General features: G+C 67.9%; 15 protein-coding genes. 8 read left to right on the top strand and 7 right to left on the bottom strand.

Annotated elements, in window-relative coordinates:
- Positions 1–103 precede the first annotated feature (103 nt).
- The gene (locus AC5P7U_RS05040; RefSeq protein ID WP_006473215.1) at positions 104–1,003 is read right to left on the bottom strand and encodes a LysR substrate-binding domain-containing protein; all 900 of its coding nucleotides are present in this window, start codon (positions 1,001–1,003) and stop codon (positions 104–106) included.
- Between the two features lie 98 nt (positions 1,004–1,101).
- On the opposite strand from AC5P7U_RS05040, the gene AC5P7U_RS05035 reads away from it, so the two are divergent.
- Complete coding sequence (locus AC5P7U_RS05035; RefSeq protein WP_197564261.1) at positions 1,102–1,281, top strand: hypothetical protein; 180 nt, start codon at positions 1,102–1,104, stop codon at positions 1,279–1,281.
- Here the strand turns inward: AC5P7U_RS05035 and AC5P7U_RS05030 are convergent.
- Entirely contained in the window at positions 1,278–2,828 is a 1,551-nt protein-coding gene (locus AC5P7U_RS05030) for an alkaline phosphatase (protein WP_495220841.1), read from the bottom strand. The two genes, AC5P7U_RS05035 and AC5P7U_RS05030, sit on opposite strands and share 4 nt — an antisense overlap.
- Before the next feature lie 120 nt (positions 2,829–2,948).
- Between AC5P7U_RS05030 and AC5P7U_RS05025 the strand changes: the two genes are divergently transcribed.
- Entirely contained in the window at positions 2,949–3,743 is a 795-nt protein-coding gene (locus tag AC5P7U_RS05025) for a D-alanyl-D-alanine carboxypeptidase family protein (protein ID WP_312562995.1), read from the top strand.
- Positions 3,744–3,748: 5 nt separating this feature from the next.
- Here the strand turns inward: AC5P7U_RS05025 and AC5P7U_RS05020 are convergent, their stop codons facing one another.
- On the bottom strand, positions 3,749–4,342 hold the full coding sequence (locus AC5P7U_RS05020) for a TetR/AcrR family transcriptional regulator (RefSeq protein ID WP_495220840.1): 594 nt from the start codon (positions 4,340–4,342) through the stop codon (positions 3,749–3,751).
- Between the two features lie 16 nt (positions 4,343–4,358).
- Complete coding sequence (locus AC5P7U_RS05015; RefSeq protein WP_495220839.1) at positions 4,359–4,955, bottom strand: NAD(P)H-dependent oxidoreductase; 597 nt, start codon at positions 4,953–4,955, stop codon at positions 4,359–4,361.
- Positions 4,956–5,081: 126 nt separating this feature from the next.
- On the opposite strand from AC5P7U_RS05015, the gene AC5P7U_RS05010 reads away from it, so the two are divergent.
- A complete protein-coding gene (locus tag AC5P7U_RS05010) occupies positions 5,082–5,615 on the top strand; it encodes a hypothetical protein (protein WP_495220838.1) in 534 nt (177 codons plus the stop codon).
- A 75-nt stretch (positions 5,616–5,690) separates the two neighbouring features.
- Here AC5P7U_RS05010 and AC5P7U_RS05005 read toward each other — a convergent pair whose 3' ends face one another.
- The gene (locus AC5P7U_RS05005; protein WP_006473254.1) at positions 5,691–6,518 is read right to left on the bottom strand and encodes an isocitrate lyase/PEP mutase family protein; all 828 of its coding nucleotides are present in this window, start codon (positions 6,516–6,518) and stop codon (positions 5,691–5,693) included.
- A gap of 162 nt (positions 6,519–6,680) precedes the next feature.
- On the opposite strand from AC5P7U_RS05005, the gene AC5P7U_RS05000 reads away from it, so the two are divergent.
- The 5 genes from AC5P7U_RS05000 (at position 6,681) to accC (ending at position 10,537) form a co-directional block, all read left to right on the top strand.
- Positions 6,681–7,421 carry a DOPA 4,5-dioxygenase family protein gene (locus AC5P7U_RS05000; protein WP_197564248.1) on the top strand — a complete coding sequence of 247 codons (741 nt, stop codon included), beginning with the start codon at positions 6,681–6,683 and terminating at the stop codon, positions 7,419–7,421.
- A gap of 324 nt (positions 7,422–7,745) precedes the next feature.
- Positions 7,746–8,195, top strand: a complete 450-nt coding sequence (gene aroQ, locus AC5P7U_RS04995) for a type II 3-dehydroquinate dehydratase (RefSeq protein WP_006473257.1) — start codon at positions 7,746–7,748, stop codon at positions 8,193–8,195.
- A gap of 2 nt (positions 8,196–8,197) precedes the next feature.
- Positions 8,198–8,617, top strand: coding sequence for a lysozyme inhibitor LprI family protein (locus AC5P7U_RS04990; protein ID WP_414554640.1), 420 nt, complete (start codon positions 8,198–8,200; stop codon positions 8,615–8,617).
- Between the two features lie 53 nt (positions 8,618–8,670).
- Positions 8,671–9,159 (top strand): acetyl-CoA carboxylase biotin carboxyl carrier protein, encoded by a 489-nt coding sequence (gene accB / locus AC5P7U_RS04985; RefSeq protein WP_049458315.1) that lies wholly within the window; start codon positions 8,671–8,673, stop codon positions 9,157–9,159.
- A gap of 10 nt (positions 9,160–9,169) precedes the next feature.
- Positions 9,170–10,537 (top strand): acetyl-CoA carboxylase biotin carboxylase subunit, encoded by a 1,368-nt coding sequence (accC, locus tag AC5P7U_RS04980; RefSeq protein ID WP_006473295.1) that lies wholly within the window; start codon positions 9,170–9,172, stop codon positions 10,535–10,537.
- Between the two features lie 127 nt (positions 10,538–10,664).
- On the opposite strand, the gene AC5P7U_RS04975 is transcribed toward accC, so the two are convergent.
- Together AC5P7U_RS04975 and AC5P7U_RS04970 are read right to left on the bottom strand one after the other, a co-directional pair.
- Complete coding sequence (locus AC5P7U_RS04975; protein ID WP_040006982.1) at positions 10,665–11,039, bottom strand: hypothetical protein; 375 nt, start codon at positions 11,037–11,039, stop codon at positions 10,665–10,667.
- The gene (locus AC5P7U_RS04970; RefSeq protein ID WP_495220835.1) at positions 11,036–12,001 is read right to left on the bottom strand and encodes a hypothetical protein; all 966 of its coding nucleotides are present in this window, start codon (positions 11,999–12,001) and stop codon (positions 11,036–11,038) included. The genes AC5P7U_RS04975 and AC5P7U_RS04970 overlap by 4 nt, the downstream gene beginning before the upstream one ends.
- Between the last annotated feature and the right edge of the window lie 131 nt (positions 12,002–12,132).

Below are 12,132 nucleotides of genomic sequence, written 5' to 3'. Positions count from 1 at the left end.
CTCGACTGCCTGTACGCGAAGACAGTCGAGCAAGCTCGACTCTACAGCTGCGGGTTCAAGCACGGCTCGACGCCACAGATGCGGTGGTCGAGCGGCCACGACGTTACAGATGTGCGTCTGCCATGTGCCGCACGTGTTCGGCGGCCTGCGCGTGCAGCCAGTCGCGGAAGGCGAGGAAGCCGCGATGGCGGGCCGAGCGCTGCGGGTACACCAGCCAATGCGGCCACGCCGTCTTCAGGCGCTGGCTGGACAGCGCGACCAGCTGGCCGGATTCCAGCAACAGGCGCGCCCGCGTCACCCGTCCCAGCGCCACGCCCACCCCGTCCAGCGCCGCACGGTGGTGGGCCTCCGAATCATCCAGTACCGCCACGAAGCGCGGCGGCGGGCTCTGCCCGCTCAACGCGAACCACGCGCCCCACGCGCCATCGGGATCACCGAGCAGCGGCCACTGCGTCAGCGGCACGCGGTCGATGCCACCCATGCGTTCGATCAGCGCCGGGCTGGCCATCGGCAGCAGCCACTCGTCGAACAGCGGTTCCACCACCAGCCCCGGCCATTGCCCGCTGCCCAACCGCAACGCGGCGTCGAACTGCCGCTGCCGCTCGAAATCGACCAGGCGTTCGCTCGACTGCAGGTTGATCTCGATCTGCGGGTGCGCGGCCACGAAGTGGCCCAGGCGTGGCACCAGCCACGCCGAGGCCATCGACGGCACCGCGCTGATGGTCAGCACATGCTCGGCACGCGCCGCATAGGGCTGGAAGGCCTCGTTGATCGCATCCAGATGCGGGCCGACCTGCTCAAGCAGGCGCTGCCCTTCCAGCGTCAGGGTGACACCTCGCGCCTGGCGGATCAGCAGCGGCTGGCCAAGGCGCTCTTCCAGCTGGCGCATCTGATGGCTGAGTGCGCTGACAGTCAGGTTCATCGACGCGGCGGCACGCGACAGGTTGCCGAGCCGGGCGGCGGCCACGAAGCCCTGCAGGGCATGGAGAGGCGGACGGGACATAAGGCTTGAATTCCTCTCAAGGCCTGCTTGCGGAAATGTCGCTTTTTGCCCGTCCATGCTGCCCGTATCGTGCATTCCACTCAAGTGGAGGCACGCTCATGAACATCTTCGGCAGCCTGTTGTTCCTGCACGGCCACGTGGCCAACGCCGAGCTGGCCCGGCAGCTGGCCAGCCCGGTCCCGCCGCCCAGCAGCACTCCCGGTGGTACCGGCTGCTGGCCGGCGACCTCGCCGACCGGGCATCCCGCAACTGCTGGCCAGCGGCCGGCACACCCCTAGCGCTGCAGCGCCTCCTGCACGGCCGCAGCCACATCGGTGTTGTCGATGTAGCGGCCGTCGTTCCAGCCCACGTGCTGGCGGTAGCCGGCATCGACGCCACGCACGCGCTTTGCAAGCAGCTCCGCGCCCGCGCCCTTGGCCCACAGCGGAACCAGCGCATTGGAGTGGTTGCCGGTGGGGCGGAAGCTCATCCCCGGCATGCGACCGCGGCCGTTGTTGCGCACCGGCTGGAAGGCGACGTTCTGTGCATCGGGGCCCATCGGCATGCTGTTGTCGTGGTCGGTGGTGACGATCAGCAGGTTGCGCTCCCAACCACCGTTGCGCTCGATCCAGTCCACCACCGCCGCCACCGCGTCGTTGAACTCCACGGTCTCCTCGATCAGGCGGCCGTACTGCGGCTGGTCGCTGCATTGGCCGTAGTGCCATTCGGTGCCGCAGGCACTGGTGTGCGCGGCCCAGTCGGTGGCGCCGCCTTCCACCATCAGGAACAGGCCGTTCGAAGAGCGCTGCTGCAGGACCCGCAGCGCACCGCGGGTCATGGTCGCAAGATCCGGCACGCTGTCGATCTTCCTTACGCCCGAGGGCATGGCCGCATCCTTGCCCAGCACCTGCAGCTGGCGTGCCTGCTGCAGCGTGTTGGCCACGCGTGGCACGCCGATCAGCGGCCGGTCGGCCGGTAGCTGGCCCTGCGCCAGCGCGGCGAATTCCTCCTTGCCGCGGATCAGGCGCCACGGCCCCAACGGGTTGCCGCCAATGGTGCGGCCCGCTTCCAGCTGCAGCCAATCCTGCTGCGACACCCATTCCCACGGAGTCGCGCAGCCTTCGGCCGGCGCTGCATCATCCGTGGTCGGCCCACAGGCCAGGCCATCCACGCTGTAGCCGGGGCCACCGGTGCCCATCACCAGGTCCATGTGGCCCTGTGCCAGCATCTGGTGAGCGATGGCGTGGTAGTTGTTGCGCGATGCGTTCTGCGCCGCGAACGCTGCCGGCGTGGCATGCGCGAACGGCACCGAGGTGACCACGCCGGTGGCCATGCCCAGGCGCTTGGCGCGCAGCGTGTTGAACTCGACCGGATTGCCGTCGTTGTTGTAGTTGATGGCGTTGTTGTAGGTCTTGATGCCCGAGGACAACGCGGTGCCCGCGGCCGCGCTATCGGTAGCCACCGCCGCCAGGTACTGGTAGCCCACGAACGGCAGGTCCGACGCGGGCACCGGTTCGGTATCCCAGGCCTTGCCCACGTCATAGCCGAGGGTCTGCGCGTTGTCGCGGGTCGGCTGGCTGCTGGAATTCAACGGGAACGTGGTCACCGCCAGGCGCTGCAGGAAATCCGCATAGGGGGCACCTTCTCGGCTGCCGTACTGCCAGTAGGCGGCGGCATCCCAGGTGCCCCAACCGGCGCCGTCGTTGATCATCACGATCACGTTGTGCGGTCGCGCTTCGGCGGAAGGCACAGCCTCGGCGCGCAGGTTGGGCTGGCAGCCCGCCAGCGCTGCCAGCGTGATCAGCAACGAGGAATGGAGCCAGCGGCATGGCGCGTGTGCAGTCATCGGATATCTCGTCGGGCCAGCGGCGGCCCACAATGACGATACGTTATATCGTTTCAATGTTGCAGCTTCATGCAGCCGCCGCGCACTATCCTGCGGCTCTCCATTGCCACCGCATCCTCCATGTCCCTCCCCGTTCCAGAACGCGCGCCGCTGTCCTTGATCACCCTGGATGCGGCCACCTTCGCGGTGATCCACCAGCACAACGCAGAAACCGCGCGGCAACCGGCATCACTGACCAAGTTGATGACCGCCTACGCCGCGTATGCATGCGTCGAAGAACGCGGGCGCGCATGGGACGAAGTGGTCACCATTACCGACGACGATGTGCATGCGGTGGCCGATGACGAAACGCGCATGGGCCTGGTGCCTGGCGAAACAATTACTCTGGCACGCCTGCTGGAAGGCTTGATGATCGTCTCCGGCAATGACGCTGCATTGGCGATCGCGCGCCACCTGGACGGATCGCAGACCGCATTCCTCGATCGCATGAACCGGCATGCACGCCAGCTTGGCCTGCGCAGCACCTGGTTTGCCAGCGTCTCCGGCATCACCACCGCGCACCATGCCTCCAGCGCGCGCGACATGGCGGTGCTCGCCGCCTGCCTGTTGAATGACCATCCGCAGATACTGGCAATCACCGCGCAGCGCGCGTTCGCGCATGGCCGCTTCAGCCGCAACAACCAGAACGCCCTGCTTGGCGAGCACGGCGTGGATGGATTGAAGACCGGCTACACCCGGGCCGCAGGCTTCTGCCTGGCCGCCACCGCGTGCCGCACGGTGCCCGGGCGGGCGCAGCCGGTACGCCTGATCACCGTGGTGCTGGGTTCTGAAAGCCGCGACGCTCGCGATGCTCTTGTGCGCGAGCATCTGGCCGCGGGGTTCGCGGCGCTGGCCGGCAACACCGCCGACGCCTGAGCGGCTCAGCTTCGCTTGACCGTCGCCACGATCAAGCGCTGCAGCTCGGCCTCGGCGTCGCCCTTGTCCAGCGCGCCGGCAGCCACGGCTTCCGACAGCGCTTCAGCCGCACCCAGAATCGCCCAGCGCCGCGCCAGGGGCAGGCCCCCTTCGGCGGCGAACGGGCCCAGCCAGACCTGGCAGTTGTCGATGAAATCCTGCTGGTAGCGCCGCCGCACCTGGTACAACTCCGGCGCACCAACCAGAGCCGCGAGGATGCCCTGCACTTCACTGCCCTGGCTGAGGATGCAGTCGATGTAGCCGGAGGCGATGGCCGCCGCGCGATCGGCCAGCTGCGCCCTGGCGCGGCCGATGCGCTCGTGGAAGACCACGGTCTGCCGGCCGTCATAGTCATCGTAGAGCGCCGCCAGCAGTCCATTGCGGGTCACGAAGTGATCGTAGGCCACCGGCTTGGTCACGCCCGCCGCCTCGGCCAGGCGTCCCAGCGTCAGTGCATCGGTGCCTTCCTCGCCGACCAGCGCCCAGGCCACGTCCAGCAACTGGCGGGCGCGTTGCTCGCGGGTCAGTCGGCGGCGCGGGGGAGCGGGCGTGGCAGGCATCGGCAGGGCACGGCGGTCAGCGCATCGGAGTACCGATTTTACGGCCGATCTCCGCTGCCGACTGCAGATGCGCCCCGGCTGCGCCGGAATCGGCGTCCAGCAGCAGCTCGGACGACAGCACGCGCGCACCGCAGTAGTCGAAGATGCCCATGTCGATCTGGGTTTTCATCGCCGCCCCATAGCCGCGCCGCTCGATCATCTCCGCGCCGGCCCCGCCCACCCCGACCAGGTGCACGCGCAGCCGCTGCAGCTTCTTCTGCACCTTGCCGTCGGCGCCCTCCTGGTAGGCCCAGCCCTGGGTGAACACACGGTCGATCCAGCCCTTCAGCAGCGCCGGGAACGACCACCAGTACAGCGGGTAGACCAGCACCAGCGTGTCGGCCGCATCCAGCCGCGCCTGCTCGGCGGCGACATCGGCCGGCGCAGCGCCGGTGCCGCGGAACAGGGCCTGGTCCTGCAGGCTGAAGCGCGGATCGAAGCCCTCGGCCATCAGATCGGCGTGGGCCACGCTGTTGCCGGCACCGGCTGCGCCGATGGCCCCGCCGATGCGCCCGGCGATGGCGTGGGTCAACGAGGAAGGATCAGGATGGGCGATGACGATGAGACTGTGCATGGGAGAGCTCCGGGATTCACTAACTACCAATGGTAAGTAATGAAATCCGGCGCACCAGCCCCATCGATGGGATGCTGTTTCCGCATCCACCGTATAGTGCGGCGCTCGCCCGTGAGATGCCCGCCGATGCACCGACACCTGCTTGCCCCGCTGCTGGCCCTGCTGATGACGATGGCCGTTCCATCCGCCGTGGCCGGTGAACTCGGTCCGGAAGATTCCGCCGCCCTGCGCAGGGAGGTGCAGGCGATGATGGACGCCTTCGCCCGCGGCGATACCGACCTGATCATCGCGCGCACCCATCCCAGCCTGAAGCTGGCTGCCGGTGGCGATGAGGCCTATGCGCGGATGACGCGCGACACCCTGAAGCAACTGCACAAGGCGGGCGTCACCATCTTCAGCGACGAGGCGGGCGTGCCTGGGCGCACCTACGCCGCCGGTGACGAGGAAGTCTGCTTCGTGCCACGCCAGTCACTGCTGCGCGTGCGCGACGCGCCGATGCGCAGCACCTCGTTCATGGTCGCCGTACGTCGGGTAGGCACGACGCAGTGGAGCTATCTGGACGGTGCCGCGCTGCTGGACAACCCCGCGCTGCTGCGGCAGTTGCTGCCGGCCCTGGAACCGGGGGTGCTAGTGCCGAAGGGCGGGATGGAAGCGCTGTAGTCGCTGGCGCGTCCCTCCAGGCACGGTGTGGATCCACGGACCGCTCCGCAGGACCGCGCCCACACCGGATTTCCGTCATCGGAACAGCGCGTTCAACGCCGCGCCCGAGGCCGCCTGCTGCAGGCCATCGAAACACCCGTCCTGCACGATCGGTTGGGTCGCCTGCATCAAGCCACCCCACGCCGCGCGGGCCAGTGCGCCACCGAGGCTGACCCGGCGCACGCCGAGTGCGGCGATGTCCTGCAGGCGCATGGGCGTCGGTCCACCCACCAGCAGGTTCACCGGCTTCGCTCCTGCCGCGGCCACCACCGCGCTGATCTGCTCAGGCGTGCTGATGCCCGGCGCGTACAGTACGTCGGCACCGGCCTCGGCATAGGCGCGCAGGCGCTGCAGGGTGTCCTGCAGGTCCGGCACCCCCACGAAGAAGTTCTCGGCGCGGCCCACCAGCAGCACATCGCCGCCGGCGTGGTCGATCGCCGCACGGGCCGCACGCAGGCGCTCGACCGCCTGTTCGATCGGGCGCAGCGGTGCATCGGCCACACCGCTGGCATCCTCGATCGACAATGCCGCGACGCCGGTATCGATCGCCGCGGCCACCGACTCTCCCACCGCCGTTGGCGTGGCACCGAAGCCATCCCCGAAGTCGGCGTTCACCGGCAGTGGCGTCGCCCCCACCATCAGGCGCAGATGCTCCAGCGTGGCCTGCAGCGAAACCGCACCATCCGGCCGCCCCTCGCTCCAGGCGCAGCCGGCACTGGTGGTCGCCAGGGCCAGGAATCCCTGCCGCTGCAGGTAGCGCGCACTGCCCACGTCCCACGGATTGGGCAGCACGAAGCAGCCCTGCGCATGCAGCTGGCGGAAGGCCGCGCGCCTGCGCGGGAAGTCGGCGTCGATCGAGGTCATGGCGGGCTCCGGTACGGTACAGCGGCACCCTAGCCCGGCCATCGCCTGCGCTCAATGGCGGCATGCGCAGGCGCATGAGGTGATGCCGCCTGCTTATTGGACGCGGCCGAGGGCCGTGCCGGAGCGTGCTTGCCTGCCCCTCATGCTGCCACGGAGCCGTTCATGCACCCGGACCTGGATTCCCCCGCTGACACCTACGTCGACGCAGGCGACGATGACGCGCAGTGGGCCGACCTGCTGTCGCCCGCCCGCCGGCGCCTGATCGCTTCGGCCGGGCTGGCCGCCGGCGGCCTGGCCAGCGCGTCGACGGCAGCGGCAGCCACGCGCGACGACCGTGCCGTGAACACCACCGAGCCCGGGAAGCCCGGCTTTCGCGCCATCGTCCCGCCGGCGGCGAAGGGCAGCAGCCCTTGGGGCCAGGCCACGGCCAGCGAACCCACCCCGCGTCCGGCCAGCGTGCGTCCCGGCGAGGCCACGCTGCCCGCCACCCCACGCGCGTATACCGACATCAAGAGCTATCACGCACACATCTACTTCGATGAAGACAGCTTCGAGAAGGCCGCCCTGCTGCGGCGCTGGGCCGCCGAACGCTTCCCGGTGGAACTGGGCAACTGGAACCTGGAGCCGCGCGGGCCGCACGTCACGCCTTCGTTCTACTTCGGCTTCACCAACGACCTGCTGCCGGTGCTGGTGCCCTGGCTGCAGCTCAACAGCCTGGGCCTGACCATCCTGATCCACCCCAATACCGGCGACGGCCGCGCCGACCATCTGCATTACGCGCTGTGGGTGAACCGCGCGCAGCCGGTGAATGCCTACAACTGGCCGGCACCGAAGCCCGGCGAACGGGAGCCGCTGGAGGAAGTCTTCCCGAACGTGGTGCCGACAGTACCGCTGGAGACCTGAGCGGGTGCGTGGCGGGGGCGGTGGGTGGCGTGCAGCGCACCTTGGGCTGCCCCTCGGTGGGTGCGTAGCTTGCTGCGCACCGAACTTCCTTCATCCACGCATGGCGTGGATCTACCGATCCGTGGGCGTGTAGCCATCGTCGGCCTACGTGCGCGTATCCCCCGGAAGCCGGGCGTTCAGCGTGCCTTGATCCGGCTCCCGCCGTACAGCCGCAAGCACTCCGGCGAATTTCAAACAATCGATTGAAACACGGCAAACTTCGCCGAACTGGACAGCATCCGCCGCTTCCGCCAGACTGCCGCCCTTTCCCGTCTTCCGGATCCCATGGCGAAGCTGCTGGTCCTGCACGGCCCCAACCTCAACCTGCTCGGCACCCGCGAGCCGGAGGTCTACGGCCACACCACGCTGGCCGACATCGACCAGGCGCTGGCCGCGCAGGCGTCCGCCGCCGGGCACGCCATGGAAAGTCTGCAGTCCAATGCCGAGCATGTGCTGGTGGACCGCGTGCAGGCCGCACGCAGCGACGGAACCGCCTTCATCCTGATCAACCCGGCCGCCTTCACCCACACCTCGGTCGCTCTGCGCGATGCGCTGGCGGCGGTGGCGGTGCCGTTCATCGAGATCCACCTGTCCAACCCGCATACCCGCGAACCGTTCCGCCAGCACAGCTACTTCAGTGACAAGGCGGTGGGCGTGGTGTGCGGCTTCGGTGCCGACAGCTACCGCTACGCGATGGACGCGGCGCTGGCGCGCGTGCAGGCGGTCGGCGCGTGAAGATGCTGCCGCGCGTGCTCGCCAGCCTTGCGCTGTGCGCCGGCCTGTGTGGCGTTGTCCATGCGGGCGACCGCAGTGCCGAAGGCATTGACTGCGTGCATCCCGCCACCACGATGGAGAGCGACCTGTGCGCTTCGGACGTGGCCGCTGCTGCCGACGCCGAACTCAATGCCGTCTACGCCCTGGCGCGCCAACAGCTGCGCACGCCGGCCAAAGGCGGTAGTTGCAGCTACTGCGGCGATGCCGAGCAGCAGCTGGTGCTGGCCCAACGCGCCTGGATGCAGCTGCGCGACCATGACTGCAACGCGGTCTATGCCCTCAATTCCGATGGCACGGCACGCAACGGCGCACAGATGCGCTGCCTGATCACCCTCGCGCGCGACCGTACGCGGCAGCTGCGCGGGCTCTACGAATTGCTTTGACCCGAGCGCGACGCGCTCCCCACCACACTGACATCAAGAGCAAAGAGGCCACCATGGATCTCCGCAAAATCAAGAAGCTGATCGACCTGCTGGAAGAGTCGAACCTGGCTGAAATCGAAATCAAGGAAGGCGAAGAGTCGGTGCGCCTGTCGCGTGCCCCGGTGGCCGGCTACGCCGCACCGATGCCGGCACCGGTGTATGCCGCCCCGGCTGCCCCGGCTGCCCCGGCCGCGCAGGCGATGCCGATGCAGTCGCCGACCGAAGCCTCCACCGGCGGCACCGCCAAGCCGGGCCCGGCGCTGCCGGAAGGCCACGTGCTGCGCTCGCCGATGGTTGGCACCTTCTACGCCTCGTCCGCCCCGGACAAGCCGGCCTTCGTCAGCGTCGGCCAGCAGGTCAAGGAAGGCGAGACCCTGGCCATCATCGAAGCGATGAAGATGTTCAACCCGATCGAAGCCGACAAGTCCGGCACCATCGTCGCCATCCTCGGCGAGAACGGCCAGCCGGTGGAGTTCGACCAGCCGCTGTTCGTGATCGGCTGAGGGGCACGCCATGCTCGACAAAGTCGTCATTGCCAACCGAGGGGAGATCGCGCTGCGCATCCTGCGCGCGTGCCATACCCTGGGCATCCGCACGGTGGCCGTGCATTCCACGGTCGACCGCAACCTCAAGCACGTGGCCATGGCCGACGAGTCGGTCTGCATCGGCCCGGCGCCGTCGCCGCAGAGCTACCTCAACATCCCGGCGCTGATCGCCGCCGCTGAAGTCACCGATGCCCAGGCCATCCACCCGGGCTATGGCTTCCTGTCGGAGAACGCCGACTTCGCCGAGCGCGTGGAAGAGTCGGGCTTCATCTTCATCGGCCCCAAGGCCGACACCATCCGCATGATGGGCGACAAGGTCGAAGCCATCCGCGCGATGAAGTCGGCCGGCGTGCCGTGCGTGCCCGGCTCGGGCGGCCCGCTGGGCGAAGACATCGTTGCCAACACCAAGATCGCCCGTGAGATCGGCTACCCGGTCATCATCAAGGCGGCTGGCGGCGGCGGTGGCCGTGGCATGCGCGTGGTGCACGCCGAAGCGTCGCTGAAGACCTCGATCGAAACCACCAAGAGCGAGGCCAAGGCCGCGTTCGGCAATGGCGAGGTCTACATGGAGAAGTTCCTGGAGAATCCGCGCCACGTGGAGATCCAGGTGCTGGCCGACGGCCAGGGCAACGCCATCCACCTGGGTGAGCGCGACTGCTCGATGCAGCGTCGCCACCAGAAGGTGGTGGAAGAAGCGCCGGCACCGGGCATCAGCGCCGAACAGCGCGAGCAGATCGGCAAGGTGTGTACCGAAGCGTGCGTGCGCATCGGCTACCGCGGCGCCGGCACGTTCGAGTTCCTGTACGAGGACGGCCGCTTCTACTTCATCGAAATGAACACCCGCATCCAGGTGGAGCATCCGGTCACCGAAATGGTCACCGGCATCGACCTGGTGGCCGAGCAGCTGAAGATCGCCGCCGGCCAGAAGCTGTCGATCAAGCAGAGCGACGTGGTGCTCACCGGCCACGCCATCGAGTGCCGCATCAACGCCGAAGACGCCGAAACCTTCGTGCCGAGCCCGGGCACCATCACCGGCTTCCATCCGCCGGGCGGCCCGGGCGTGCGCGTGGACACCCACATCTACAGTGGCTACCGCGTGCCGTCGAACTACGACTCGATGATCGGCAAGCTGATCGTGCACGGCCCGGACCGCGAAACCGCCATCGCCCGCATGCGGGTGGCGCTGAGCGAGATGGTGGTCGACGGCATCAAGACCAACATCGCCCTGCAGCAGCGGATCATGCGTGACAAGGGCTTCCAGGCCGGTGGCCAGAACATCCATTACCTGGAAAAGCGACTGGCCGAGCGCAAGAACAAGCCGATCGCGCTGACCTGATCGGCAGCCGGCGCTGGACATGAAAAGGGCGGGGATTTCCCCGCCCTTTTTTGTTGTCTGCAGTGCCGAACCCGCGCTCGGCCTGCCGAAGAGCGGCCCAGCAGGGCTCGGCTCTACACAAACGGGCTCAGCGCTTGTCAGCCACTGCGGCCGGAATCTGCGTGTTCGCCAGTGGGCGAACGCCATTGGGTGAACTCGGATCGACGATCACCATGGTTTCGGTGGAACCATCGGGCCAGACCACCTGGAAGGTGCTGCCGGCCGGCAATGAGGCGAACGGCATCCCGCTCTGCGCGCGATAGACCGCGGCGACCTGGCTGGCACCGGCGCGGCGAACGTCTTCCTGCGCCTTTACCGTGGTCAGTTCCACTTTTGACAGATGCCGGTAGCGATCCTCGTAGGTATCGATCATCAACAGACCGACCGCACCCGCCGAGTAAGCCACGAACAACGCCACCCAGAACCAGAATTTGGCCCCATGCAGGAGTCGACGATAGTTCATTGCCCGCCTCTCTTCTTGCCAACCAATCGCTTGATCCACTGCTTCATCTTCCCCGAACCTTGCCGCGAAACCGCAGCGTCATACACGAAATCCCGGAAATCCTGCGCTCCATCCTGCGAACAGATCCCTCCGTTCGCACAAAAACTGTTCACCAGTACGCTGTCCGCACCACACGGTAGACCGAGTTCACAGGCCGCAACCCGCCATGCAAGTTCACTGAGCGGCTCACCGGCCACCTGGTCGGCCATCGCGCGATCCCCCGCCGCCCTTGTGCCCATCCCCGGCGCAATGGCCATGAAGGCCTCCGGGTCGCGCGACGCACGCACCCGCTCGACCAGGTCACGGCGGTATTCGGGGCTGTCATGCAGCGGCTCCCCTTCGGCGAACAACGATGCCTCTGCGGCCAGGTTGCCCTGTGCAGCCGCCTTGCGCCGCTCGGCCAGCACCCGCGCGGCGCCCAGCTTGTCGCCCGGCACGAAACCACCGCAGCGCTGCGCGACACGTTCGCGTGCCTGCACCATCGCCGGCGCAGCGGTCAGCCCCAGCCCGGCCAGCACATTGTTGTCCAAGCGATAGCCACCCGGATCAAGTGCGTACTGCGCGCAGTAGTCGTAGACCCGGCTCAGCATCCAGCGCGCTTCATGATTGCCGTCATCGGCCTGCACGCGCAGACGCTGCGCGTAGGCGTACAGATCGGTGGCCTCCTCGAAGTCGGCGCGCAGATCCAGCGGCAGCCCCGACGGCAGCGCGTTGCCTCGTTCAATGGTCGACAGGCGGCGCGCAAGTGCCTCGGGCACCACCGGCATCGCCGTGCTGGGGGTGTCCGTCGACACCGCCGACGGCAGCTCCGGCGGCATCGGCACCGCGGAAACATGGCCGCTGGCCCGATACCCGACCACGCCCAGCACGGCCACCGCCGGCAGCACGAGCAACCAGGTTTTCAGGGTCGGAGCGAAGGCCATCGGCGGCGTTGAGGCGTCAGGGCGCACAGGAAAGCACACAGTTTAGCAAGGCCCGACAGCCCTGTCTGAACCGGCTTCGTTCATCTCAAGGCATACGGAGACGCCTTGATGGTCTAGCATGGCGCTCTTTC

It is taken from the genome of Stenotrophomonas sp. YJH_SMC_57 (assembly GCF_059369755.1).
Note: the sequence above shows the minus strand (reverse complement) of the source record. Positions and strands in the feature narration are given on the sequence as shown.

What these genes read in the sequence shown, in the direction of transcription:
- AC5P7U_RS04990 (WP_414554640.1), top strand. Translation starts at nt 8,198, where the DNA reads ATGCTGCCGCGCGTGCTCGCCAGCCTTGCGCTGTGCGCCGGCCTGTGT.
- AC5P7U_RS05025 (WP_312562995.1), top strand. Translation starts at nt 2,949, where the DNA reads ATGTCCCTCCCCGTTCCAGAACGCGCGCCGCTGTCCTTGATCACCCTG.
- AC5P7U_RS04975 (WP_040006982.1), bottom strand. Translation starts at nt 11,039, where the DNA reads ATGAACTATCGTCGACTCCTGCATGGGGCCAAATTCTGGTTCTGGGTG.
- AC5P7U_RS05015 (WP_495220839.1), bottom strand. Translation starts at nt 4,955, where the DNA reads ATGCACAGTCTCATCGTCATCGCCCATCCTGATCCTTCCTCGTTGACC.
- AC5P7U_RS05040 (WP_006473215.1), bottom strand. Translation starts at nt 1,003, where the DNA reads ATGTCCCGTCCGCCTCTCCATGCCCTGCAGGGCTTCGTGGCCGCCGCC.
- AC5P7U_RS04970 (WP_495220835.1), bottom strand. Translation starts at nt 12,001, where the DNA reads ATGGCCTTCGCTCCGACCCTGAAAACCTGGTTGCTCGTGCTGCCGGCG.
- aroQ (WP_006473257.1), top strand. Translation starts at nt 7,746, where the DNA reads ATGGCGAAGCTGCTGGTCCTGCACGGCCCCAACCTCAACCTGCTCGGC.
- AC5P7U_RS05020 (WP_495220840.1), bottom strand. Translation starts at nt 4,342, where the DNA reads ATGCCTGCCACGCCCGCTCCCCCGCGCCGCCGACTGACCCGCGAGCAA.
- AC5P7U_RS05030 (WP_495220841.1), bottom strand. Translation starts at nt 2,828, where the DNA reads ATGACTGCACACGCGCCATGCCGCTGGCTCCATTCCTCGTTGCTGATC.
- accB (WP_049458315.1), top strand. Translation starts at nt 8,671, where the DNA reads ATGGATCTCCGCAAAATCAAGAAGCTGATCGACCTGCTGGAAGAGTCG.
- accC (WP_006473295.1), top strand. Translation starts at nt 9,170, where the DNA reads ATGCTCGACAAAGTCGTCATTGCCAACCGAGGGGAGATCGCGCTGCGC.
- AC5P7U_RS05005 (WP_006473254.1), bottom strand. Translation starts at nt 6,518, where the DNA reads ATGACCTCGATCGACGCCGACTTCCCGCGCAGGCGCGCGGCCTTCCGC.
- AC5P7U_RS05000 (WP_197564248.1), top strand. Translation starts at nt 6,681, where the DNA reads ATGCACCCGGACCTGGATTCCCCCGCTGACACCTACGTCGACGCAGGC.
- AC5P7U_RS05035 (WP_197564261.1), top strand. Translation starts at nt 1,102, where the DNA reads ATGAACATCTTCGGCAGCCTGTTGTTCCTGCACGGCCACGTGGCCAAC.
- AC5P7U_RS05010 (WP_495220838.1), top strand. Translation starts at nt 5,082, where the DNA reads ATGCACCGACACCTGCTTGCCCCGCTGCTGGCCCTGCTGATGACGATG.